Below are 23954 nucleotides of genomic sequence, written 5' to 3'. Positions count from 1 at the left end.
TGTTTTACTTCGGATCCCCGAGCAGGGTTTTTTTGAACCACTCCCGGAGCATCTTGGTTTCATAATAGAACGATGTGCTGGTGGTAGCGCTTCGCGGTCCGGTCAGATAGGACATGTCCTTCAACTCCACGCCCTTCTGTTCGGAAACTACCGCACCGGACGCATCCAGCACGCGGTAATCGAATTGCAGACGCGGGAAGTAGACATCCTTCAACAAACGCAGCTGGTAGCCGCCCGGCATATCCACCGGATCGACTTCGCCGGCCAGGTCGATGTCGGTGAAGGTGACTTCCAGGGTCTGGCCGGCCGGCAGGGCCTTGGCCGACTTGCTCAGCTCCTCGGTGAACGCCCGCTCCAGGCCCTTGCGGAAGCTCTTGTCGGTGCCGTTGCCGGGCTTGATGTCGGTGAATTTATCGGGATTCATCAGGCTCATTTTGGCTTCGCCGGCCATTGCAGTGGCCGGAACCACCAAAACAAGGGCCAACACAGCGGTTTGTAGCGCAATCGGGGTTTTCATGGGTTTTTCCTCCGGAATCAGTCCAGTACACCCAATCCTACGCCCGTAAAGCCGGCTCAGGGTGAAAAACGGTTCAGTTTCAGTGGTCAAAAAATACCCGACTTCACCTGCCGTTCAGCAAAAAAACATCAAAATACATCCACTTATCGCAACGGCCGAACTGCCGCTACCCCAATTTCCGGTGCCACCCGCAACACGCGGCACCACCCGCCAGTACCGACCGGCCTCATTTGCCGGGTCTGGCTCCCCCCGTGAAAACCCAAAGACGTCAAGGAGCAAATCATGATTGATTTACCCCCCGCAGAAGTGCGCTGCCTCGAGGCCGCCATCCACCATGAAGCCAAAGGTGAAAGCCTGGCCGGCAAGCTGGCCGTGGGCAACGTGGTGCTGAACCGCGTGGCCGCCCCGGCCTTCCCGAAAAGCGTGTGCGCCGTGGTCAAGCAGAAGAAGCAGTTCTCCTGGTACAAAGGCAACGATGCCACCCTGCATACCCCGGTGAGCCAGGAAACCAAACTGGCCGCACGCAAAGCCATGGCCGCCGAACGCGACAATGTGCTGTTCTTCCACGCCACCTATGTGGCCCCGAAGTGGTCGAACCGACTCAGCCGGCGCTACACCATCGGCAACCACATCTTCTACGCGTTGAGCCACTAATCAAAAAAACCCCGCTTCGGCGGGGTTTTTTTATGGCGTCGCCGAGGCCCGGCTAAACGCGGCCCAGTCTTCGGGCGTGTTGAGGTTGGCTTGCTCATTGGCCGGCAGGGCCGGCAAGGCGCGGCTCTGCAGGCGCGCATGCAGCTGGCGGATGGACAGTTCGCGCGGCGCGGCGGCCAGCATGGTGGTAATGGCCGCTACCAAAACGTCGGTATCCGGAAACCAGGCCGGCAAGGGCGAGTCGCCATAAAACGCGGGCGCGGCCTGCTGGCGCAGTGCCTGCAGGCGTTCCGGACGCAGGCCGGGCATGTCCACCGGCAGCACCCACAGCGCGGCTTTCGGGAATCGCAGCGCGGCCGCATGCAAGCCGGCCAACGGGCCCAAGCCGGGCAGTACATCGGGCACGGCGACATGTTCGGGGTAATCGCCACTGACCACGATCCGATCGCAACACGCCGCCAAGCGCGCCACTTGCCAAGCCAGCAGATTGCCATGCGCCAGCGGCAGCCGGGCTTTATCTTCGCCCATGCGCCGTGAGCGGCCGCCGGCCAGAATCAGGCCGATGCAGGGCCGCATGGCCATTCCGAGAGCGCCGGCTGCAGCGGGTAGCAATCGAGTACGCGGCCTACTTCAAGCTCGGCATCGCTTTCCGGCAACACGGCCCAGGCATTGGCTTGCGCAAAGGGCTGAATGCGGAACGATTCCTGCCCGGCCAAGACCCGCAGCTGCAGTTGGGCGTCATCCGACACCGCCAGCGTGGCTTTCTGGATCAAGGTCCAGCCCGGTTTTTTGCGCACCGGCGCCTGCAACACGGCGCGCAGCGGCAGTTCCGGCGCCAGGCCCTGCATCTGGCGCAGCGCGGCCTGCACGAAAAAGCACGCGCCCACCGCGCAGGACATCGGGTTGCCCGGCAACCCGAACAGCAGCGCGCCCGAGGGCAGCACCGCGAACAGGGTCGGCTTGCCCGGCCGCATCTGTAGTTTGTGGAACACCACTTCCGCGCCCAGCGCGCGCAGGGCGTCCGGCACGAAATCGTGCACGCCCATCGAAACCGCGCCGGTGCTGAGGATGATCCGACAGCCGGCCTGTTCGGCCGTGCGCACCGCTTCGGCATAGGCCGCGGCAGAATCCGGCAGGCGGCGGTACAGCGCCACCGTGGCGCCCATGGCCGGCAACGCGGCCCGCAGATACGGCCCGTTGCTGTTACGGATCTGGCCATCGGCCAGCGCGGCGTGATCGTCCACCAGTTCGGCACCGGTGCACAGCACCGCGGCCAAGACCGGCGCGCGCACGCGCACTTCGCTCATGCCCAACGCGGCCAACAGCATCCGGTGTTGCGGCTGCAGGCGCGTACCGGCAGGCAGCACCCGTGTTCCGGCCTGCACGTCTTCCCCGGCGCGGCGGATGTGCATGCCGGCGCTGGCGGGCGCGGTCAACACCACCGTCTGCGAACCATCGGCGGCGGTGTGTACCGTAGCGTCCTCCACCGGCACTACGGTGGCGGTGCCCTCCGGCACTACGGCACCGGTCATGATCCGGCAGGCGGCAGCGCCCAGCGTAAAGCGCGCATCGCCGGCGGCCTGCACTTCATGCAGGGCCATCGGCGTTCCCGGCGGCAAGGCCAGATGCGCGTCGCTCAGCGCGAAGCCGTCCATGGCGGCGTTATCGAAACCGGGCAAGGATTCGGTGGCGATGCAGTCTTCGGCCAGCACATGGCCCAGCGCGGCATCGGCCGCAAGCATCACATCGGGCTGCAGGCCGGCGCGTTGGCGCACGGCCGCAAGGGCCTGCTCGAAGGAAATCACGGGGCTCCGGCATAAAGGGGCATCAGGGGCTTTAATGCTATGCTATCGGCGGTCATTTGAGCAGTCCGCCGCATGGAAATCTACAAGAAATTCCACATTGAAGCCGCCCACCGTCTGCCGAACGTGCCGGACGGGCACAAGTGCGCGCGACTGCACGGCCATTCCTTTCTGGTCGAACTGTTCGTGGCCGGCACCCCCGGCGAACACACCGGCTGGATCATGGATTTCACCGACATCAAATCGGCCTTCCAGCCGATCTATGCGCGGCTCGACCATCACTACTTGAACGACGTGCCCGGCCTGGAAAATCCGACCAGCGAAAATCTGGCGCGCTGGATCTGGAACGAACTGAAACCGGCCCTGCCGGCGCTTAGCGAAGTGTGGGTGCACGAAACCTGCACATCGGGCTGTCGTTACCGGGGCGATTGACTCACGCCTGCGCAACATCGCCCTCACCCCTGCGCCTCTCCCGCGCGTTCTTGCCCTCACCCCTGCCCCTCTCCCACAGGGAGAGGGGTGTAGTCGCGGATTGTTTCGAGGACGGCGGGAAGATTCGTTTCCACCTGGGTATTGCTGAAACGCAGCACGCGGATGCCGCAGCCGGCCAGAAAGCGTGTTCGCACCGCATCGTAGGCGCGCCGCTGCGGGCAGAAATGATGCCGGCCATCCACTTCAAGGGCCAGCCGCAGTTTCGCGCAATAGAAATCGAGAATGTAGCGCCCAAGCGGATGTTGGCGGCGGAACTTGTGGCCGTTCACGGCACGATTGCGCAAAGCGTTCCAGAGGATCTGTTCCGCCGGCGTTTGCCGCCGGCGCAAACCAATCGCCAAAACTCCGACATACACCGGCGATCTAAAACCTCCACAAAGCCCCTCTCCCTCCGGGAGAGGGGTTGGGGTGAGGGCCGGCGTGAGGGCATGCGTCATCCCCCCACCCTGCCACAACCCACCGCGTCAATCGTTCGGAATACGCCGAATGCGCTGTCGGATTTGTACCGCTGCAGGACGGTGATCGCGCGCCAGCAGTAAATACACCACCGGCACCACCAGCAGGGTGAACACGGTGCCAATGCTCAAACCGCCAACGATGACCCAGCCGATCTGGTGACGCGCTTCCGCACCGGCACCCGAGGCCAGCGCCAGCGGCACTGCACCCAGCACCATCGCGCCGGTGGTCATCAGAATCGGGCGCAGACGCAGCGTGGCGGAATCCACCACCGCTTCCAGTTTGCTCTTGCCCTGCTCCTGCAGTTGATTGGCGAACTCGACAATCATGATGCCGTGTTTGGAAATCAAACCGATGAGCGTGACCACGCCGATCTGGGTGTAGATGTTCCAGGACCCGGTGGCGTTCCACAGGCCCAGTCCGGCACCGGCATTGAGCAGCACCAGACACAGGAACGCACCGAATACCGCCAGCGGCACCGAAACCAGAATCACCAACGGATCGACGAAGCTCTCGAACTGCGCGGCCAGCACCAGATAGATGAACACCAGCGCCAACGCAAGCAACGCCACGGTGCTGGATCCGGATTCGCGGTACTCGCGCGATTGTCCGTTCAGATCATATTGCGAACCTGGCGCAACTTGTTGCAGGGCATTTTCCATCCAGCTCAGCGCTTCACCCTGCGAATAGCCGGGCGCCAGGCCGGCACTGATCACCGCCGAACGCATTTTGTTGAAGTGGTTGAGTTCCTTGGCCGCCACGGTTTCAGTCACGGTTGCCAGATTGCTCATCTGCACCAAGCCGTCGCTGCCGCGCACGTAGATGTTGGCCAGCGATTCCGGGGTGCGGCGCAAACCGTCATCGACCTGCACGATGACGTCGTACTGTTCGGAACCCTTCTTGAAGCGGGTCACGTTGCGGCCGCCGAGCATGGTTTCCAGGGTGCGACCGACCGTGCCGACATCGGTGCCGACCGACGCGATCTTGTCGCGATTCATCAGCACGCGCAGCTCGGGTTTGTTCAATTTCAGATCGGAATCCGGATTGGTCAACTGCGGATTTTCCTGCATCTTGGTCAGCAGTTTTTTGACCGTGCCATCCAGTTCTTCCCAGGTGCCGGTGGTCTGCACCACGAAGCTGACCGGCTGGCCGAAATCATTCTGGCCGAGCGGCGGCGGCGTGACCGGGAAGGCCATCAGCCCGGTAATGCCCATGAACTGCGGGAACAGACTGCCGGCGATCTGCTGCGCGGTGCGCGCGCGCTCGCCCCAGTCCTTCAGGCCGACGAAGCCGATGGCGGAAGTGACTTCACCGAAGCCGACGATGACGAAGGAACGGTCGCGCTCGGCCACATTCTCGAACACTTTTTCCATCTGCTTGGCGTAGCCATCGGTGTAGTCGATGGTGGCGCCTTCGGGTGCGTTGGCGAAACCGATGATCAGGCCCTGGTCTTCCTGCGGCGCCAGTTCCTTCGGCAACAAGGTGAACAGCAGCGCGGCAGCGGCGAATACCACTGCGGCACCGATGACCACCAATTTACGCAGCGATAGCACGCGCGCCAGTACGCGCCGGTAGCCGCTATCGAGCGATGCCAGCATGCGCTCGCCCCACAGATAGAATCGGCCGTGATCGGTTTCATGACGCAGCAGCTTCGAGCACATCATCGGCGACAGGGTCAGCGCGGTGAAGCCCGAAACCAGCACGGCGCCGGCCAGGGTCAGGGTGAATTCGACGAACAGCTTGCCGGTGCGTCCGGTCGAAAACGCGAAGGGCAGATACACCGCGGCCAGGGTCAGGGTCATGGCAATGATGGCGAAGCCGATTTCCTTGCTGCCTTTAAACGCCGCCTCCAAGGGTGGCATGCCTTCTTCGATATGCCGGTAGATGTTTTCGAGCATGACGATGGCATCGTCCACCACCAGACCAATGGCCAGCACCATGGCCAGCAGGCTGAGGATATTGATGGAGAAGCCGAGCATGTACATGATGGCGAACGCGCCGATCAGCGAGACCGGAATGGTCACGATCGGAATCAGCACCGCGCGCCAGTTGCGCAGGAACAGGAAGATCACCAGCACCACCAGCAGCATGGCCTCGAACACGGTGACGTACACTTCGCTGATCGATTTCTCGATGAAGATGGTGGAGTCGTAGGCGACTTCCACTTTCATGCCGGCCGGCAGCGCACGCGTGATCTGCGGCAGCATGGTCTTGATGGCTTTGGAAATTTCCAGCGGATTGGCCACGGCCTGCTTGACGATGCCGAGCGGGATGGCGTTCTTGCCGTTGAAGCGGGCCCGGAAGCGTGCCGAGTCGGCGCCGAGTTCAACCCGGGCGACATCGCCCAGACGTACCAGATAGCCGTTGCTGTTGCCGAGGATGATCTGCGCGAATTGCTCCGGGGTTTTCAGATCGGTTTCCGACAGCACGGTGAATTCGCGCTGCAGGCCCTCGACGCGGCCGGCCGGAATTTCCACGTTCTGCGCGCGCAGGGCCGACTCGACATCGGACGGTGCCAGGCCGTAACCGGCCAGGCGTTCGGGATCCAGCCAGACACGCATGGCGTAGCGGCTGCCGTACACCTGCGCCTGGGCCACGCCGGGAATGGTCTGCACCCGATCCTTGACGATGCGGTTGGCGTAATCAGCGATTTCCACCAGCGAGTGGCGGTCGGAGGAGAAGGCCAGATAGATGATCGGCTGGGCATCGGCTTCCTGCTTCTGCACGATCGAATCGCTGGCTTCTTCCGGCAAGGCGCCGCGGGCCTGGGCCACACGGTCACGCACGTCGGAGGCGGCGGCATCGGCATCGCGGTCGAGCTTGAAGCGCACGGTGACCTGCGAGGATTCGGCACGCGACACCGACTGGATGTAATCGATGCCTTCGATGCCGGACAAAGTGTCTTCAATCGGTTTGGTGATCTGCGATTCGATGACCTGCGCGTTGGCGCCCGGATAGCCAGTAGCCACAGTTACCACCGGCACGTCCACGTTCGGCAGCTGGCGAACGGCCAAGCGGTCGTAGCAGATCACGCCGATCAGCACGATGACCAGATTGACCACAATGGCCAAGACCGGCCGGCGGATGGAAAGATCGGAGAGCACCATGGCGGTCGTTTCCGGTTATTTGGCGGCGGTGGGTTTGCCGGTCATCACCGGGGCGCCGGGGAACAGCTTCTGCTGTCCGGCGGTGATTACTTCATCACCGACCGACAGACCGGCGGTGACCGCGACCCAACCCGGTTCCCGCAGTCCCAAAGTGACCGACACCAGTTCGGCCTTGCCGGCTTTGATGCGATACACCATCTTCTGATCGCCGCTCGGCCAGATGGCCTGCTCGGGCACCATCAGTACCGGCGCTGCGGCGGCCAAGGCCACCTGCACCAGCGCGAACTGGCCGGGCTTTAGTTTCTTTTCGGCATTGGCCAAGCGCGCACGCACGGCCACACTGCGGCCCGACACCTGCACGCTCGGCGCCACAGCGCTGATGCTGCCGGAGAAGGATTCGCCCGGGAAGGCATCGGTCTGCACACTGACGCTTTGACCGGCATTCAAACGCGCGGCTTGGGTTTCCGGAATCTGGAACTCCACTTCCAGCGGATCCAAGCGCACCAATTCCACCAAGGCCTGACCGGCGTTGACGTATTCGCCGACGCTGACCTGACGCAGACCGACCACGCCTTCGAACGGCGCACGGATTTCGGTTTTGGCCAAGCGCGCCTTGGCCGAAGCCAGCTTCGCGCTGTTGATTTCGGAGGTGGCCAAGGCCGCATCGGCATCGGATTTGGAAATCAGTTGCTTGGTAGCGAGCTCAACGATGCGGGGGCGGTTGCGTTCGCTGGCGCGCACAGAGGCCATGGCTTCGTTGACTTCGGCGCGTGCGATGTCGCCATCGAGCGCGAACAACAGCGTACCGGCGGCCACGGTTTGGCCTTCGGCGACCTGGATGCGCACCAGCTTGCCGGCCACTTCCGGACGCACGGTCACCGACTCCAGCGCGCGCAGACTGCCCACCGCCTCGATGTGATCGGACAGCGGCCGGGTTTCGGCTTTGACGGTTTCGACCATGGTCGGTGGCATGCCGCCGCCGGGCGGACCGCCTTGCGGGGCATTGTTGCCACAGGCGGACAGCAATAGCGCCATTAGGATGGCCAAAATCACACGCATGATGTTCTCCAGAATTCCCCCGCCGCAAGACCGCCATTATACGGCTTATGCGGCCTGCCTTATTGAAGCGGATTCGCCGCCGTCATGCATGGGTCGGAAGTCATGCGTTTTGGAACGGCAGGCGCCCGAGGCAAGGCGAGCGCATGCTGCGTTGCAGCGCTTCGAAATAGCGACCATCGGCATCGAAACCGGGCTCGACGACATTGCCCAACCAACCGAGCAGACGGCAGCCGCTGGCGCGGATGCTGTGCTCGCTCAGGCGCGCATGATTGATGCAGCCCAAGCGCAGGCCGACCACCAGGAGCACCGGAAGATCCAAGGCCTGCACCAGATCGGATTGGTCCAGATCATCGCTCAACGGCGCCAGCCAGCCGCCGACGCCTTCCACCAGCACCATATCGGCCTGTGCTGCCAGGTGTCGGTAGGCGGCGGTAATCACCGGCAAGGCGATGACCACGCCGGCTTCGGCCGCAGCCAGCTGCGGTGCGGTCGGTGTCGGCAAGGCATACGGATTGACCGACGCGTAATCGGCAGCGCTGCCGGCGGCGTCGATCAGCATCAGGGCGTCTTCGTTGCGCCAGGCGCCATCGATGCGCTCGCAACCGCTGGCGACCGGTTTCATGCCCTGCACGCGCCGGCCCGCGGCGCGACAGGCCCGCAACAGCGCGGCACTGGCATGGGTTTTACCGATACCGGTATCGGTGCCGGTCACGAATACGCCGGTTTCCGGCGACAGGAAGTTCACATCAAGGGTCTGCATATCGCCTAAAATACCGCAAAAGGAAACCGCCATGTTCACCGCCAGTCCGCTTTCCGGCAGCAAAGCCGAACAATACGAACAACTGATTGCCCAGTGCCAAGCCCTGCTGCACGGCGAGCGTCACCGCGTGGCTAATGCCGCCAACCTGAGTGCGCTGCTGTTCAATAACCTGTCGGAAGTGAACTGGCTCGGCTTTTATTTTCTCGAACAAGGCGAACTGATCGTCGGTCCATTCCAAGGCCTGCCGGCCTGCGTGCGCATCGCGCTCGGCAATGGCGTGTGCGGTACGGCGGCACAGACTCGTGAAACCCAGTTGGTTGCGGATGTGCACGCCTTCCCGGGCCACATCGCCTGCGATTCGGCCTCACAGTCGGAGATTGTGGTGCCGTTGATCAAAGACGGCGCACTCATCGGCGTACTGGACGTAGACAGCCCGGTGCTGAACCGCTTCGATGACACCGATAAAGCGGCGTTCGAAACCATCGCCGCGCTGTTCTGCGCCGGCAGCAACTAATTCAGCTTAGCGCACCACCGCGTAATCGCGGGCGTCTTCGCGCCATTTTGGCGTAGCCAGAATGCGCGGCAGCACATCGGCGGCGGAATCTTCCAGCGACCACATCGCGGTGTGTTCGGGATTCATGAATTTCTCGTCAATCACTTGATCCATGAACATCTGCACGGGCGCATAGAAATTGCGGGTATTGAGCAGCACGATTGGATTGAAATAGATGCCGAGTCGTTTCAGGGTGATGGCCTCGAACAATTCCTCGAGCGTGCCGCAGCCGCCGGGCAAGGCGATGACCGCATCGGCATCAGTCAGCAGCCGGTGTTTGCGTTCGCGCATGTCTTCCACCAGCTGCAATTGCGTCAAGCCCGGATGACCCCATTCCAGATCGGCCATGAATTTCGGCAGAATGCCGATGACTTCACCGCCATGCTTCAGCGCGCCATCGGCCACGGCGCCCATCAAACCGGTGGAACCGCCACCGTACACCAAGCTGTGCCCGGCCAAGGCGATTTCTTCGCCCATGGCGAATGCAGCGGACTGGAATTCAGGATGGACTTGCGCGCTGGACGCGGCATAGACACAGATACGCATTGGAAGTGCCTCGCTTAAGCGGAAGCCTTATTATGCCTCGGAAGCGCGCGCGAGATAAGCGCCGTGAGCAGCAGAAAGCCGGCCGACACCCACAGACAGGCCGCCAGACCCTGGGTCTGGTAAATCCAACCGGACAATACCGTACCCAGCAGACGGCCCATGGCATTGGCCATGTAGTAGAAACCGACATCCAGCGACACGCCGTCCTCTTTGGCGTAGCTCAGAATCAAATAGCTGTGCAACGCGGAGTTAACCGCGAACAGCACACCGAACACGGCCAGACCCACAATCACCAGCATCGCCGGCGCGGTACCCTGCCCGAGCAGGAACGCCATCAAGGCCGGCACCGCAATCAAGGGAATCGCCCAATGCAGGGCGGTACGGCCATCGGGCACTACGCCTTTTCGCTTGCCGGTAACATACGGCGCCAAGGATTGCACAAATCCGTAGCCGATCACCCAGGCCGCCAGAAATCCGCCGACTTGCCAATAATCCCAACCCAATTGCGCGCCCAGAAACACCGGCAAGGCGACCACGAACCAGACATCGCGGGCGCCGAACAAAAACAGGCGCGCGGCCGAGAGAATGTTCACGGCGCGGCTTTTCGACAGCAACTCGGTGAATTTCGGTTTGGCCTTGGCCTTGCCCAGATCGCCGCGCAACAGAAACAGACTCACAACCCAGACCAGCAGCAGCGCGGCCGCCATGACGCCGACCGCGCCCTGGAATCCCAACACGCTGAGCAACAGGCCGCCCAGAAAAAACCCGACCCCTTTGAGCGCGTTCTTGGAACCGGTCAACAGGGCCACCCATCGGTAAAGCGTGTCCTGGGCGTTATCGGTCACCAGGAATTTCAGGCTGCTCTTCGCGCTCATCTTGTTCAGGTCTTTGGCGATACCCGAGAGCGCCTGCGCTGCCATCACCCAGACCACGCTTAACATTGGTGTCGGAACCAGCAGCATGGACAAGGCCGCAACTTGCAGCAGCAACCCGACATTCATGGTGCGATTCAGGCCCCAACGCGCACCCAACCAGCCACCAAGCAGATTGGTGATGATGCCGAAGATTTCATAAAACAGGAATAGCATGGCAATCTGCAACGGACTATAACCGAGTGCGTGGAAATGCAGCACCACCAGCATGCGCAGGGCGCCGTCGGTCAGCGTAAATGCCCAGTAATTGCCGGTGACGGTCAGATACTGCCGGAAGGCCGGATTGGCTTCGGACACAATCATGTCAGGCGGCGAGGTCACCGTGGCCGACCTTCAAGGCCAGCTCGAAGGTACGGTTGGCATAGCCCCATTCGTTGTCGTACCAGGCATACACCTTCACCTGCGTTCCATTAACCACCATGGTCGACAGTGCATCGATGATGCTTGAGCGCGGATCGGTTTTGTAATCGCTGGACACCAGCGGCCGCTGCTCATAACCGAGGATGCCTTTCAGCGGACCTTCCGCGGCGGCTTGTAGCAGCGCGTTCACTTCCTCGGCCGTGGTCGGCCGCGCCACTTCGAACACGCAGTCGGTCAGCGAGGCGTTGGCCAAGGGCACGCGCACGGCATGACCGTTGAGTTTGCCTTTCAGCTCGGGAAAGATGTGGGTGATGGCGGTGGCCGAACCGGTGGTGGTCGGAATCAGGTTCAGGCCACTGGCCCGCGCACGGCGCAGATCCTTGTGCGGCGTATCGAGAATGGATTGGGTGTTGGTCAGATCATGGATGGTAGTGATCGAGCCGTGTGTGATACCGAGCGCTTCATGGATGACCTTCACCACCGGGGCCAGACAGTTGGTGGTGCAGGACGCGGCGGTGACGATGCGGTGCAGGGCCGGATCGTAGGCGGCATCGTTGACGCCCATCACCACGTTGAGAACGCCCTCTTCTTTCACCGGCGCGGTGACCACCACGCGCTTTACGCCCTGATCCAGATAGGCCTGCAGCACGGCTTTGGTTTTCATCTTACCGGAGGCTTCGATCACCACATCGCAGCCCGACCAGTCGCTGTCGGCGATGGTTTTGTGATGACTGACCGCAATGCGCTGGCCGTCCAGCAGGATTGCGCCATCACTGGCCTGCGCTTCGCGGTTCCAGCGCCCGTGCACCGAGTCGAAGTTCAGCAGATGCGCCAGGGTTTCGGCATCCCCGGCCGGATCGTTGATGCGGATTACGCGGACATCGGGGTTGTCGGCGGCGATGCGCATCACCAACCGTCCGATGCGGCCGAAGCCGTTGATTCCGATATTCATTGGCATGGGGTTCATTGCAGTCATTTCCACGGGTTCGTTGATTGGTGATTCAGCAACAGGCTTTGGTCCGCACAGCTGCAGTTTTCGGCAGGCACTGCATACCTTGGCAGCAGTCTTCGACCAGATAGGCCAGCAAACCATCGGCCACTGTGAAGTCCACGGCGTAATACACAAATCGGCTTTCCTGACGGCTGCTGAGTAGGCCGGCGTGATGCAGACTGGCCAAGTGGAACGAAAGTGTGGCCGGCGGCAACTGCAGACGCTCTGCGATGATGCCAGCACTCAATCCGGCCGGTCCGGCCTGCACCAACAGGCGGAATACCGAGAGGCGCGAGGCATTGCCCAGAGCGGCGAGTTGTTCAACGGCAGCGTTCATTTCCATGATTCCATAATAGTCGAAATATATGACAGAAATGTTACCGAAGAATCAGTGCGGAGTCATGAGCTATAAAACCTGAAATAGCCAGTCTGTATCAAAAATATTTTCAGCCATGCCTAATCCAGCCCAGTAGACGGCCAATCGTTGATTTGTAATGAAACGCAAAAATATAGCCTGTGGAAATACAAGCGGCCCCACATAAAAGCAAATATTGGATGTATTTATATCTTTGGCTATCACTTTGTAGCACATCTATAAAGTCTAAATATGTGCTGGATGATAAAAACAGTATGTACGAACAAATACTTAGAGTGATTCCTGCAATAAAAACGATGAACCAAACCCTTGAGCCAGAGCTGTCAAGATTGTTGAATAATTTTTTACTTAATACGCTCTTCTCTTCGATACTTTTCTTTTCTGTAGGCACAAAAAATGAAATGATAATAGCTGAAAATGTAAATGGAACAAAAGCAGTTAGCCACCCTCTCAGCCATATGCTTTGTGTAATTTTTGAAATTTCAGAATAGACGGCCGATGAGACAATGTAAGTCAGAATAAAGAAAATAGAGATTATCAACTTACTTTTAGTTAAATTCAGTCTAGTTCTCAAAGAAGACCATACTAGCCAGAAAATTATGGCAGTTGGAATCAAGTTAGAGCTAAAAATAATCTTTTCTAACAAGCTAATATCCATTTTAGCTCCCTAATGCTGCTCAATTTATTCTTGGCTGAATCTACTCAACGGTCACCGATTTCGCCAGATTGCGCGGCTTGTCGACATCGGTGCCGCGCGCGATGGCGGTGTGGTAAGCCAGCAGCTGCACCGGAATCGAGTGCACGATCGGGCTGAGCAGACCGACATGGCGCGGGGTGCGGATCACATGCACACCGTCGGAATCGCTGAAGTGGCTGTCGGCATCGGCAAACACGAACATTTTGCCGCCGCGTGCGCGCACTTCCTGGATGTTGGATTTCACTTTTTCCAGCAGGCTGTCGTTCGGGGCAATCACCACCACCGGCATGTCGGCATCGACCAGTGCCAGGGGGCCGTGCTTGAGCTCGCCGGCCGGATAGGCTTCGGCGTGGATGTAGGAGATTTCCTTGAGCTTGAGCGCGCCTTCCAGCGCGATCGGATAATGCAGGCCACGGCCGAGGAACAGGGCATGATGCTTGGGCGCGAACAGTCCGGACCAGGCGATAATCTGCGGTTCGAGGTTGAGCGCGGCCTGCACGCTGCCCGGCAGCAGACGCAGATCGTCGAGCAGGGCTTTTTCATGTGCCGCATCCAAGCGTCCGTGCAGTTTGGCCAAGGTGCCGACCAACGCGAACAGCGCAATCAATTGCGTTGTGAAGGCTTTGGTCGAAGCCACACCGATTTCGGCGCCGGCACGGGTGTAGAACACCATGCGGCTGGCGCGCGGAATCGCGCTTTCCTGCACATTGCAGATGGACAGGGTTTTGTCTTGGCCGAGGCTCTTGGCGTACTTCAGGGCCTCCATGGTATCGAGCGTTTCGCCCGACTGCGAGATGGTGACAATCAACTGCTTTGGATCGGCGTAGGCATCGCGGTAGCGATATTCACTGGCGATTTCCACACTACAGGGAATGCCGGCGATGGCTTCCATCCAGTAGCGTGCAGTCAGGCCGGCGTAATAGCTGGTGCCGCAGGCGAGAATCTGTACCGAACGGACATCGGCCAACAGGGCTGCGGCCTCATTGCCGAACAGGGTCGGCGAGAAGCCTTCATCCATGACCGGCTCGATGGTATCGGCCAGCGCGCGCGGCTGTTCGTGTATTTCCTTCTGCATGAAATGGCTGTACGGGCCCAGTTCCATCGACGCCAGCGACACATCCGATCGGTGCACAGGCCGGGTAATCGTGTTGCCGTCAGCGTCATAAACCTGCACGCCGGCCAGGGTTACGTCAGCCACATCGCCCTCTTCCAGGAAGATGACGTCGCGGGTGGCCGACAGCACCGCCGACACATCGGAGGCGATGAAGTTTTCACCTTCGCCCAGACCGACCAGCAGGGGGCAACCCATGCGCGCGGCGACCAGGCGTTTGGGTTCGTTGCGGTGGATGACGGCGATGGCATAGGCGCCTTCCAGATCTTTGACCGCGCGCCGGGTGGCGGTCAGCAGATCGCCGCTTTCGGCGTAGTAATGATGCACCAGATGGCCAATGACTTCGGTATCGGTCTGCGATTCGAACACGTAGCCGAGCGCGCGCAGGCGTTCACGCTGCTGCTCGTGGTTTTCGATGATGCCGTTGTGCACCAGCGCAAGTTCGCCGGAGCTGATGTGCGGATGCGCATTGAGCTCGGTGACGCCGCCGTGCGTGGCCCAGCGCGTATGTCCGATGCCGACCTGGCCGGTCAGTGATTCGGCCTGTGCTGCCGCTTCCATTTCGGCCACGCGGCCAGTGCGGCGCACGCGTTTGATGGTATCGGACATGACCGCGATGCCGGCGGAATCATAGCCGCGGTACTCGAGGCGTTTGAGTCCGTCGACCAGGAAATGCACCACATCCCGTTCCGCTACCGCTCCGACAATGCCGCACATAAGGCTTCCTTAGGGTGATTTGGGTTTCTTGGCCGGTCGCTGCCAGCCGTTCAAACTCAGTTGTTTCGCGCGCGCCACGGTCAGGGTATCGGAAGGCGCGTCCTTGGTGATGACCGAACCGGCACCGATGGTGGCGCCCGCGCCGATGCTCACCGGTGCCACCAGCGAGGAATTGGAGCCGATGAAGGCGCCGTCGCCGATTTCAGTCAGCGATTTATTCACGCCGTCGTAGTTGCAGGTGATGGTGCCGGCACCGACATTGACCTTGGTACCGATCTCGGCATCGCCGAGATACGTGAGGTGGTTGGCTTTTGAATTCGCGCCGATCCGGGTTTTCTTGCTTTCGACAAAATTGCCCAGATGCACGCCCTCGGCCAGTTCGGTGCCCGGGCGCAGACGCGCGAACGGACCGAGCATGCAGCCGGGGCCGGCTTGCACGCCGTCGAAATCGCAATGCGCGTGCACCACGCTGCCGGCGCCGAGCTCGACATCCTTCAATCGGCAGAACGGCCCGATGCGTACGCCGTCATGCAACACCACGCGGCCTTCGAACACAGCATCGACATCGACTTCGACATCCATGCCGGCGCTGACCGAGCCGCGGATATCGACGCGGGACGGGTCGGCGAAACGCACGCCTTCGCGCATCAGGGCTTCGGCCTGCCGACGCTGGTAGCGACGTTCCAGTACCGCCAGTTGCAACGCATCATTGGCGCCGTCGGCTTCACCGGCACTGAGGCAGCCCACGGCCTTGGCCGGCCGGCCTTCGCCTGCGGCCATCGCGAAAATGTCGGTCAGGTAGTATTCACCCTGGGCGTTGGCATTGCCCAGCCCAGCGAGCCAGCGCCGCAGCGTGGCGGCATCGGCAGTGACCACGCCGGTATTAATCTGCCGCACCGCTTTCTGCGCGGCATCGGCATCCTTCTGTTCGACAATCGCCTGCACCCGGCCATCCTTGTCAGTCAACACACGGCCGTAGCCGGTGGGATCGTCCAGGGTTTCGGTCAATACGGCGGTGCCGCCATCGGCGGCGGCCAGCAACTGATGCAGAGTGCTTTCGGTAATCAGCGGCACATCGGCGTACAGCACCAACACCTGGGCGCCATCCGGAACGCCGGGCATGGCCTGCAGCACGGCATGGCCGGTGCCCAATTGCTGCGCCTGTTCGGCCCAATGCAGATCGGCATCCGCGGCGAACGCGGCCCGCACCTGATCGCCGCCATGGCCGTAAACCACATGGATGCCGTCGGCGGCGAGCGCGCGGGCGGTAGCGATGGTGTGGCCGAGCATGGGGCGCCCGGCAATCTGCTGCAGCACCTTCGGGCGCCGCGACTTCATGCGCTTGCCTTCGCCGGCGGCCAGAATGATGACATGTAAGGGCTTTTGCATAATGCCTCCCGCAAGCGTTTATTATGCCCGAGCCGATGCGTCCTGAATACAGGAATACGGCCTAGAAAAAAACCGGCCGAAGCCGGTTTTGTTCCAATCAGTGCTTGAGGTTCTTGCGCAGGCGCTCGAGGGCCTGCAACTGGGCCATGGCCTCGGCCAGTTTGGTCTGGGCTTCGGCGATTTCCATGGCTTCGGAACGGTTGGCGAGCACGCGCTCGGCCTCTTCCTTGGCCAGCTTGGCTTTGGCTTCATCCAGATCGGCTGCACGTACCGCGGTATCGGCAAGCACCGAAACCAGTTGCGGCTGCACTTCCAGAATGCCGCCGGAAACGTAGAACTCCTGCTGCGTGCCGCCTTCCAGCATGACGCGCACGTAACCGGGCTTGATCCGGGTGATCAGCGGCGCGTGCTGCGGCGCGATGCCGAGCTCGCCCATTTCACCGGTCACCACCACCATCTGCACGGAACCGCTGAAAAGCTCCTGCTCGGCACTGACGATGTCGCATCGAATGGTAGTCATGTCTTGCTCCGGTGGATTACGCGGCGGCGCTCATTTTTTTGGCTTTCTCGATGGCTTCATCGATGCCGCCAACCATGTAGAAGGCCTGTTCCGGCAGATGGTCGCATTCGCCGTCACAGATCATCTTGAAGCCACGGATGGTTTCTTTCAGGGTGACGTATTTGCCCGGCGAGCCGGTGAACACTTCGGCCACGTGGAACGGCTGCGAGAAGAAGCGTTCGATTTTACGGGCGCGCGACACGGCCTGCTTGTCTTCTTCCGAAAGCTCATCCATACCCAGAATGGCGATGATGTCCTTCAGTTCCTTGTACTTCTGCAGGGTCGACTGCACGCGGCGGGCGGTGTCGTAGTGTTCGTTGCCGATCACGTTCGGGTCCAGCTGGCGCGAGGTCGAGTCGAGCGGATCCACGGCCGGATAGATACCGAGCGAGGCGATGTTACGCGACAGCACGACGGTGGCATCCAAGTGGGCGAAGGTGGTCGCCGGCGACGGATCGGTCAGGTCGTCCGCGGGCACGTACACGGCCTGGATCGAGGTGATCGAACCGGTCTTGGTCGAGGTGATGCGTTCCTGCAGAACGCCCATTTCCTCGGCGAGGGTCGGCTGGTAACCCACGGCCGACGGCATGCGGCCGAGCAGCGCCGACACTTCGGTACCGGCCAGGGTGTAGCGGTAGATGTTGTCGACGAACAGGAGCACGTCACGGCCTTTGCCGGTGGTCGGGTCTTTGTCGTCACGGAAGAATTCAGCCATGGTCAGGCCGGTCAGCGCAACGCGCAGACGGTTGCCCGGCGGCTCGTTCATCTGGCCGTACACCATCGCCACTTTGTCGAGGACGTTGGAGTCCTTCATTTCGTGGTAGAAGTCGTTGCCTTCGCGGGTACGCTCGCCCACGCCGGCGAACACCGACAGGCCGCTGTGCTGCTTGGCGATGTTGTTGATCAGTTCCATCATGTTGACGGTCTTGCCGACGCCGGCGCCGCCGAACAGACCGACTTTACCGCCCTTGGCGAACGGACACATCAGGTCGATCACCTTGATGCCGGTTTCCAGCAGTTCGTTGGTCGAGCTCTGCTCTTCATACGACGGGGCCGCGCGGTGGATTTCCCAGTGCGCCTTGGCATCGACCGGACCGGCTTCGTCAATCGGATTGCCGAGCACGTCCATGATGCGGCCGAGGGTACCGGTACCGACCGGAACCGAAATCGCGTGACCGGTGTTGGTCGCGACCAGGTTGCGTTTCAGGCCATCGGTGGAACCGAGCGCGATGCAGCGCACGATGCCGTCGCCCAGCTGCTGCTGGACTTCGAGGGTGATTTCGGTGTTCTCGACCTTCAGCGCGTCATACACTTTGGGCACTTCGTTGCGGTTGAACTCGACGTCCACCACCGCGCCGATGATCTGTACAATCTTGCCTTGGCTCATTTCGGTATCCTCAAAAAGTCAAATCTGTAATTCGTGAATGGGTGCGCCAGGCGCGTTATACAGCGGCGGCGCCGCCGACGATTTCGGAAATTTCCTGGGTAATCGCCGCTTGACGCGCCTTGTTGTAAATCAATTGCAGGGTTTCGATCAGCTTGTTTGCATTGTCGGAAGCCGACTTCATGGCGACCATGCGCGCGGCATGTTCCGAAGCCAGGTTTTCCAGCACCGCCTGGTACACCAGCGACTCGACGTAACGGGTCACCACGTGGTTGAGCACGGTCTTGGCATCCGGCTCGTACAGGTAATCCCAGCTGTGTTTGGAATCGAGCGCTTCATCAGCCGGCAGCGGCAGCAGCTGGTCCTGAACCGGACGCTGTGCCATGGTGTTGATGAAGTCGTTATAGCACAGGAACACGCGGTCGATGTTGCCGGCTTCGAAACCGTCGAGCATGACCTTGATCACGCCGATCAGTTGTTCGACATGCGGCTGTTCGCCCAGATGGGTGACCGAGGCCAGCATGTTGACTTTCAGACGGCGGAAGAAGGTGGCGGCTTTCTGACCGACGCAGACCAGATCGATTTCGACACCCTTTTCCTGCCACACGCGCATGTCGGCCAGGATGCGGCGGAACATCTGCGAGTTCAGGCCGCCGCAAAGGCCGCGGTCGGTCGATACGATGATGTAGCCGACGCGCTTGACGTCTTTGCGTTCGACCATGAACGGATGCACATAATCGGTATTCGCTTTGGCCACATGACCGACGATCTGACGCATCATGCGCGCGTACGGGCGCGATGCCTTCATGCGGTCCTGGGCCTTGCGGATTTTAGAGGCTGAGACCATTTCGAGCGCACGCGTCACCTTGCGGGTATTCTGCACGCTCTTTATTTTGGTCTTGATTTCGCGTCCGCCTGCCATGTCTTTCTCGCTATCGCTTGTGGGGTTGCGGGTGCCGGAGGGCGCCCGGTCGCATTACCAGCTGCCGGTGGCCTTGAATTCGGAAATCATCTGCTTGAACTGCGCTTCGATGTCCTTGTCCCAAGCGCCGGTGGCGACGATGTTCTTTTCCAGTTCACCGTAGCTGTTGGCCATATGCGCATGCAGGCCGGCTTCGAAAGCCAGAATCTGCGGCAACGCCACGTCATCGAGGTAACCTTCGTTGGCGGCGTAAATCGACAGCGCCATTTGCGCGATCGACATCGGTGCATACTGCTTCTGCTTCATCAGTTCGGTCACGCGCTGGCCGCGTTCAAGCTGCTTGCGGGTGGCTTCGTCGAGATCGGAAGCGAACTGCGCGAACGCCGCCAGCTCACGGTACTGGGCGAGCGAAATACGGATACCGCCCGACAGCTTCTTCATGATGGTGGTCTGTGCGGCGCCGCCGACGCGGGACACCGAGATACCGGCGTTTACCGCAGGACGGATACCGGCGTTGAACAGATCGGTTTCCAGGAAGATCTGACCATCGGTGATCGAAATCACGTTGGTCGGCACGAACGCCGAGACGTCACCGGCTTGGGTTTCGATGATCGGCAGCGCGGTCAGCGAGCCGGTCTTGCCCTTGACGGCGCCGTTGGTGAATTTCTCGACGTACTCTTCGTTGACGCGGGCAGCGCGTTCGAGCAGACGGGAGTGCAGATAGAACACGTCGCCCGGATAGGCTTCACGGCCCGGCGGACGGCGCAGCAGCAGGGAGATCTGGCGGTAGGCCACGGCCTGCTTGGACAGATCGTCATACACGATCAGGGCGTCTTCGCCGCGGTCGCGGAAGTATTCACCCATGGTGCAGCCGGAGTAGGGCGAAATGTATTGCATGGCGGCCGACTCGGACGCAGTGGCGGCGACCACGATGGTGTGGGCGAGCGCGCCGTTTTCTTCCAAGCGGCGCACGACGTTGGCGATCGAGCTGGCTTTCTGGCCGATCGCGACGTAGATGCACTTCACGCCGGTGCCTTTCTGGTTAATGATGGCGTCGATGGCCAGCGCGGTCTTGCCGGTCTGACGGTCACCGATGACCAGCTCGCGTTGGCCGCGGCCTACCGGAATCATGGCGTCGACCGACTTGTAACCGGTCTGCACCGGCTGCGACACCGATTTGCGCCAGATCACGCCCGGGGCCACTTTTTCGACCGGAGCGGTCAGCGAAGTGGTGATCGGACCTTTGCCGTCGATCGGCTCGCCCAGCGCGTTCACGACGCGGCCGAGCAGTTCCGGACCGACCGGCACTTCAAGGATGCGGCCGGTGGTCTTGGCCACGTTGCCTTCCAGAAGATGCTCGTAATCGCCCAGGACCACGGCGCCGACCGAGTCGCGCTCCAGGTTCAAGGCCAGCGCGAAGGTGTTGTTCGGTAGTTCGATCATTTCACCCTGCATCACGTCGGCCAGGCCGTGGATGCGCACGATGCCGTCGGAAACGGAGGTCACGGTGCCTTCGTTGCGGGCTTCGGAGGCCAGGTTCACTTTGTCGATTCGACTCTTGATCAGTTCACTGATTTCGGACGGATTGAGCGTCTTCATGGGAATTCCTAGGTTTCTGGCCGTAGCCAGCGGTTAATTGAAATTAATTGGCAAGACTTGCGTTGAGGCGAACCAGTTTGTTGCGCACCGAGCCGTCGATCACGACATCGCCGGCATCGATCACGGCACCGCCGATCAAGGACGCATCGACCGCGGTCTGCACCTCGACATCACCACCGAAACGCTTTTTCAGTGCATCGGTCAGCGACTTCAGGCTTTCAGCGGACAAGGGCTCTGCGGACGTGATGGTGGCCTTGACCACATGCTCGCTTTCGGCTCGCAGGGCTTCGAACAGTGCGTAGATTTCCGGCAGTAACGACAGACGACCGTTCTCGGACAGCACCGAGAAGAATCCGCGAACGGATTCGGGCGCTTCCGGATGACTGATCAAATCCAGCAACTGTGCGACGGAAACCCGCGGATCGCCGAGCATGTCAGCAACACGGGGAACGCCGACGGCCTGCGCGGAAAACGCAAGCGCTTCCGAGACATCCTTCAGTGAGCCGGCTTCTTTGGCCAGCATGAAAATGGCGCGGGCGTAAGGCCGGGCGAGCGTGGTGGCTTGACTCATGATCGGTTGCCTCAGATTTCCGAAGCCAGCTCGTCAAGCAGCGCTTTATGGGCGTTGCCGTCGATTTCGCGGCGGATCAGTTTTTCGGCACCGGCCAGAGCCAGTGTGGAGACCTGCTTGCGCAGTTCCTCGCGGGCCTTGTTGGCGGACTGTTCGATTTCGGCGTCGGCGCTGGCCTTCACGCGCTGCGCTTCGGCAACGGCTTCGTCCTTGGCGGCATCGATAATCTGCAAGCGACGGGCTTCGGCCTGGGCGATGATTTCATTCGCTTTGACACGGGCTTCGCGCAGGACTTCGTTGACCTTTTCTTCGGCCTGGGCGAGATCCTTCTTGCTGCGGTCGGCGGCGGCGAGGCCGTCGGCAATCTTGGCCTGACGCTCTTCGATCGCGGCCATGATGTTCGGCCAACCGAATTTCATCACGACCCAAGCCACCGCGAAGAACGCGAGGCCCTGGATGATGAGCGTTAAATTGATATCCATGATCTAACTCCTATGGGCCGGCGGCGGGACGCTGCCGGCTGCAAGACGATGCCTGAATTAGGCGCCGAGGGCGGAGATGAACGGATTGGCGAAGATCAGCAGCAGGGCGATGGCGACGCCGATCATCGGAATGGCGTCGAGCAGGCCGGCGACGATGAACAGCTTGGTCTGCAGCATCGGGGTGAGTTCCGGCTGACGTGAAGCGCCTTCCAGGAATTTGCCGCCGAGGATGGCGAAGCCGATGGCGGTACCGAGGGCGCCGAAACCGATCAGCAGGGCTGCGGCGATGACGGTCATGCCCATGACGTCGGCGATGAGGTTGATGTTTTCCATGATGCTCTCCGTGGTATTGCGGTTAAAGGTAATAACAGGTCAGTTTGAAACAAAGGGTAAAGCAAAAACGATTAGTGCTTCTCGGCGGCCATACTCAAATACACCACAGTCAGCATCATGAAGATGAAGGCCTGCAGGGTGATGACCAGAACGTGGAAGGCGGTCCAGATGAATCCGGAAATAAACTGCACCGGCATCATCGCGTAGGTCGACAGTGCATCCAGCGAAGAGCCGAGCGTCATCACCGCAATCAGAATGAAGATGAGTTCGCCGGCATACATGTTGCCGAACAATCGCAGGCTGAGCGAAACCGGGCGGACCAGCTCCTCGATCAGACGCAGCAGCAGATTGGCCGGAGCCAGCAGAATCGCCATCCACAGTTTATCGGCATGGAACGGGGCGGTGAACGCCTCTTTCACGAACAGACCGAGACCTTTGTGTTTGATGCCGAAATAGTGAATCAGGAAGAATACGCCCAAAGCCATGCCCAGGGTGGTATTCAGATCGGCCGTCGGCACAACGCGCAGATAATCCTTGAAGCCGAGCGCTGGACCGACGGTGTGCCAGGCACCGGGCAGCAAATCGACCGGAACCATGTCCATGAAGTTCATCAGGAAAACGAGACAGAAGATGGTCACCGCCAGCGGTGCGATGAATTTGCTTTGGCCGTGGAAGGTTTCGCGCACCAGGCCGTCGATGCCGGTCACGACCATTTCGAGCGCACATTGCAGCTTGCCCGGAACGCCGGAGGTAGCGCGGCGGGAAACGTATAGGAAGAAACCGACGAAAAGGGCACACATCAACAGCAGGAAGAACACGCTGTCGACGTTGATGGTCATGAACTTGCTGTCGCCGACATGCCACTGCAGATGCTGCAGATGGTGCTGAATGTATTCGGTTTGACCACCAGTTGATTCTTCAGCTGCCACGTTTCACCTTTGCATCGAAATAATTGAACAATTGGATGACCAACAACGAAAACACCAGACCGGCAAGTGCGGCTAACGGGACCGGTGCAATCCACTTCATGCCGGCAAGCATGATTGAAAACACCAACACCCACTTCAACAGCACACCTAACAGCAGGCGGCCGAACCAAGGCGCCGCTCCACGCAAACCGCCGGTAAATGCCACTACCGACTGGAGGAACTGCCCAAGCGCAACAGCCAGCGCGCCAATCATGAATGCCACACCCTGCGATGGGCTATCAATCAGGGACCACGCTAAAGCAATAATCACTGCCGACAGGGCCTGAAAAACCAGCAACTTAGCGCCTTGGTTCAGCTGATTTTGGAAATGTCTGAGCATATTCCGTCAACCGAACCGCCGCGTTACGGCCCAAAATAATCTGCCGTATTATAGCAAAATACGGCATGGAAGCAAGATAAAACAATGCGCGCAAACGGGGCTGTACGCAGCCGTTCATGGTTCATTATTTCTGAATAGACGTCTGTCCGGCCAATAAAAAACCCCCGATCCATTGGATCGGGGGTTTAGGGTAAAGACCCTGGCGATGACCTACTCTTGCATGACAGAATCACACTACCATCGGCGCGGTTGCGTTTCACTTCCGTGTTCGGGATGG

At 60.5% G+C, this 23954-nt stretch carries 26 protein-coding genes; 3 read left to right on the top strand and 23 right to left on the bottom strand.

All coding sequences use genetic code 11. The features are described 5' to 3' along the window. Positions 1 to 4 precede the first annotated feature (4 nt). On the bottom strand, positions 5 to 517 hold the full coding sequence (locus ACIQ1A_RS08510; protein ID WP_395770640.1) for a DUF3016 domain-containing protein: 513 nt from the start codon (positions 515 to 517) through the stop codon (positions 5 to 7). Positions 518 to 799: 282 nt separating this feature from the next. Here ACIQ1A_RS08510 and ACIQ1A_RS08505 point away from each other — a divergent pair, with 282 nt between their 5' ends. Continuing rightward, entirely contained in the window at positions 800 to 1171 is a 372-nt protein-coding gene (locus tag ACIQ1A_RS08505) for a cell wall hydrolase (protein WP_395770639.1), read from the top strand. A gap of 30 nt (positions 1172 to 1201) precedes the next feature. Here the strand turns inward: ACIQ1A_RS08505 and ACIQ1A_RS08500 are convergent, their stop codons facing one another. Together ACIQ1A_RS08500 and ACIQ1A_RS08495 are read right to left on the bottom strand one after the other, a co-directional pair. Then, the gene (locus ACIQ1A_RS08500; RefSeq protein ID WP_395770638.1) at positions 1202 to 1747 is read right to left on the bottom strand and encodes a molybdenum cofactor guanylyltransferase; all 546 of its coding nucleotides are present in this window, start codon (positions 1745 to 1747) and stop codon (positions 1202 to 1204) included. Next, positions 1726 to 2976 carry a molybdopterin molybdotransferase MoeA gene (locus tag ACIQ1A_RS08495; protein WP_395770637.1) on the bottom strand — a complete coding sequence of 417 codons (1251 nt, stop codon included), beginning with the start codon at positions 2974 to 2976 and terminating at the stop codon, positions 1726 to 1728. The genes ACIQ1A_RS08500 and ACIQ1A_RS08495 overlap by 22 nt, the downstream gene beginning before the upstream one ends. 72 nt (positions 2977 to 3048) lie before the next feature. On the opposite strand from ACIQ1A_RS08495, the gene queD reads away from it, so the two are divergent. After that, positions 3049 to 3405 (top strand): 6-carboxytetrahydropterin synthase QueD, encoded by a 357-nt coding sequence (queD, locus tag ACIQ1A_RS08490; protein WP_395770636.1) that lies wholly within the window; start codon positions 3049 to 3051, stop codon positions 3403 to 3405. Positions 3406 to 3461: 56 nt separating this feature from the next. On the opposite strand, the gene ACIQ1A_RS08485 is transcribed toward queD, so the two are convergent. The 4 genes from ACIQ1A_RS08485 to bioD all read right to left on the bottom strand — a co-directional run bounded on the left by ACIQ1A_RS08485 (position 3462) and on the right by bioD (position 8847). Further along, on the bottom strand, positions 3462 to 3806 hold the full coding sequence (locus ACIQ1A_RS08485; protein WP_395770635.1) for an endonuclease domain-containing protein: 345 nt from the start codon (positions 3804 to 3806) through the stop codon (positions 3462 to 3464). A 123-nt stretch (positions 3807 to 3929) separates the two neighbouring features. Then, positions 3930 to 7028 (bottom strand): efflux RND transporter permease subunit, encoded by a 3099-nt coding sequence (locus ACIQ1A_RS08480; RefSeq protein WP_395770634.1) that lies wholly within the window; start codon positions 7026 to 7028, stop codon positions 3930 to 3932. A 15-nt stretch (positions 7029 to 7043) separates the two neighbouring features. Continuing rightward, a complete protein-coding gene (locus tag ACIQ1A_RS08475; RefSeq protein WP_395770633.1) occupies positions 7044 to 8087 on the bottom strand; it encodes an efflux RND transporter periplasmic adaptor subunit in 1044 nt (347 codons plus the stop codon). A 100-nt stretch (positions 8088 to 8187) separates the two neighbouring features. Next, entirely contained in the window at positions 8188 to 8847 is a 660-nt protein-coding gene (gene bioD, locus ACIQ1A_RS08470; RefSeq protein ID WP_395770641.1) for a dethiobiotin synthase, read from the bottom strand. Between the two features lie 31 nt (positions 8848 to 8878). Between bioD and ACIQ1A_RS08465 the strand changes: the two genes are divergently transcribed. Continuing rightward, positions 8879 to 9361 (top strand): GAF domain-containing protein, encoded by a 483-nt coding sequence (locus ACIQ1A_RS08465; protein WP_395770632.1) that lies wholly within the window; start codon positions 8879 to 8881, stop codon positions 9359 to 9361. Between the two features lie 6 nt (positions 9362 to 9367). On the opposite strand, the gene ACIQ1A_RS08460 is transcribed toward ACIQ1A_RS08465, so the two are convergent. The 16 genes from ACIQ1A_RS08460 to ACIQ1A_RS08385 form a co-directional block, all read right to left on the bottom strand. Continuing rightward, positions 9368 to 9946, bottom strand: a complete 579-nt coding sequence (locus ACIQ1A_RS08460; protein WP_395770631.1) for a TIGR00730 family Rossman fold protein — start codon at positions 9944 to 9946, stop codon at positions 9368 to 9370. 14 nt (positions 9947 to 9960) lie between these two features. Further along, positions 9961 to 11181, bottom strand: coding sequence for an organoarsenical effux MFS transporter ArsJ (gene arsJ / locus ACIQ1A_RS08455; RefSeq protein WP_395770630.1), 1221 nt, complete (start codon positions 11179 to 11181; stop codon positions 9961 to 9963). Between the two features lies 1 nt (position 11182). Further along, entirely contained in the window at positions 11183 to 12205 is a 1023-nt protein-coding gene (locus ACIQ1A_RS08450) for an ArsJ-associated glyceraldehyde-3-phosphate dehydrogenase (RefSeq protein WP_395770629.1), read from the bottom strand. Positions 12206 to 12239: 34 nt separating this feature from the next. Then, positions 12240 to 12572 (bottom strand): ArsR/SmtB family transcription factor, encoded by a 333-nt coding sequence (locus ACIQ1A_RS08445; RefSeq protein ID WP_395770628.1) that lies wholly within the window; start codon positions 12570 to 12572, stop codon positions 12240 to 12242. Between the two features lie 103 nt (positions 12573 to 12675). Beyond that, positions 12676 to 13263 (bottom strand): hypothetical protein, encoded by a 588-nt coding sequence (locus ACIQ1A_RS08440; RefSeq protein ID WP_395770627.1) that lies wholly within the window; start codon positions 13261 to 13263, stop codon positions 12676 to 12678. Between the two features lie 40 nt (positions 13264 to 13303). Next, a complete protein-coding gene (gene glmS / locus ACIQ1A_RS08435; protein WP_395770626.1) occupies positions 13304 to 15130 on the bottom strand; it encodes a glutamine--fructose-6-phosphate transaminase (isomerizing) in 1827 nt (608 codons plus the stop codon). A 9-nt stretch (positions 15131 to 15139) separates the two neighbouring features. Further along, a complete protein-coding gene (gene glmU / locus ACIQ1A_RS08430; RefSeq protein WP_395770625.1) occupies positions 15140 to 16519 on the bottom strand; it encodes a bifunctional UDP-N-acetylglucosamine diphosphorylase/glucosamine-1-phosphate N-acetyltransferase GlmU in 1380 nt (459 codons plus the stop codon). A 97-nt stretch (positions 16520 to 16616) separates the two neighbouring features. Next, positions 16617 to 17039 carry a F0F1 ATP synthase subunit epsilon gene (locus ACIQ1A_RS08425; RefSeq protein ID WP_395770624.1) on the bottom strand — a complete coding sequence of 141 codons (423 nt, stop codon included), beginning with the start codon at positions 17037 to 17039 and terminating at the stop codon, positions 16617 to 16619. Positions 17040 to 17055: 16 nt separating this feature from the next. Then, positions 17056 to 18465: a F0F1 ATP synthase subunit beta gene (atpD, locus tag ACIQ1A_RS08420; RefSeq protein WP_395770623.1), complete on the bottom strand. Its 1410-nt coding sequence runs from the start codon at positions 18463 to 18465 to the stop codon at positions 17056 to 17058. Positions 18466 to 18520: 55 nt separating this feature from the next. Continuing rightward, complete coding sequence (atpG, locus tag ACIQ1A_RS08415; protein ID WP_395770622.1) at positions 18521 to 19384, bottom strand: F0F1 ATP synthase subunit gamma; 864 nt, start codon at positions 19382 to 19384, stop codon at positions 18521 to 18523. A 54-nt stretch (positions 19385 to 19438) separates the two neighbouring features. Then, entirely contained in the window at positions 19439 to 20983 is a 1545-nt protein-coding gene (atpA, locus tag ACIQ1A_RS08410) for a F0F1 ATP synthase subunit alpha (protein WP_395770621.1), read from the bottom strand. A 43-nt stretch (positions 20984 to 21026) separates the two neighbouring features. Next, complete coding sequence (locus ACIQ1A_RS08405) at positions 21027 to 21554, bottom strand: F0F1 ATP synthase subunit delta (protein ID WP_395770620.1); 528 nt, start codon at positions 21552 to 21554, stop codon at positions 21027 to 21029. An 11-nt stretch (positions 21555 to 21565) separates the two neighbouring features. After that, on the bottom strand, positions 21566 to 22036 hold the full coding sequence (locus tag ACIQ1A_RS08400) for a F0F1 ATP synthase subunit B (protein WP_395770619.1): 471 nt from the start codon (positions 22034 to 22036) through the stop codon (positions 21566 to 21568). A 57-nt stretch (positions 22037 to 22093) separates the two neighbouring features. Continuing rightward, positions 22094 to 22369, bottom strand: a complete 276-nt coding sequence (gene atpE / locus ACIQ1A_RS08395) for a F0F1 ATP synthase subunit C (RefSeq protein WP_395770618.1) — start codon at positions 22367 to 22369, stop codon at positions 22094 to 22096. Positions 22370 to 22440: 71 nt separating this feature from the next. After that, on the bottom strand, positions 22441 to 23298 hold the full coding sequence (gene atpB / locus ACIQ1A_RS08390; protein ID WP_395770617.1) for a F0F1 ATP synthase subunit A: 858 nt from the start codon (positions 23296 to 23298) through the stop codon (positions 22441 to 22443). Next, positions 23288 to 23677, bottom strand: a complete 390-nt coding sequence (locus ACIQ1A_RS08385) for a hypothetical protein (protein WP_395770616.1) — start codon at positions 23675 to 23677, stop codon at positions 23288 to 23290. Before ACIQ1A_RS08385 ends, atpB begins: the two co-directional genes overlap by 11 nt. Between the last annotated feature and the right edge of the window lie 277 nt (positions 23678 to 23954).

The sequence above is a fragment of the Arenimonas sp. genome (assembly GCF_044353605.1).
Lineage (GTDB): Bacteria > Pseudomonadota > Gammaproteobacteria > Xanthomonadales > Xanthomonadaceae > Arenimonas.
The sequence above is the reverse complement of the archived record's forward strand: the minus strand, read 5'-3'. Positions and strand labels throughout refer to the sequence as shown.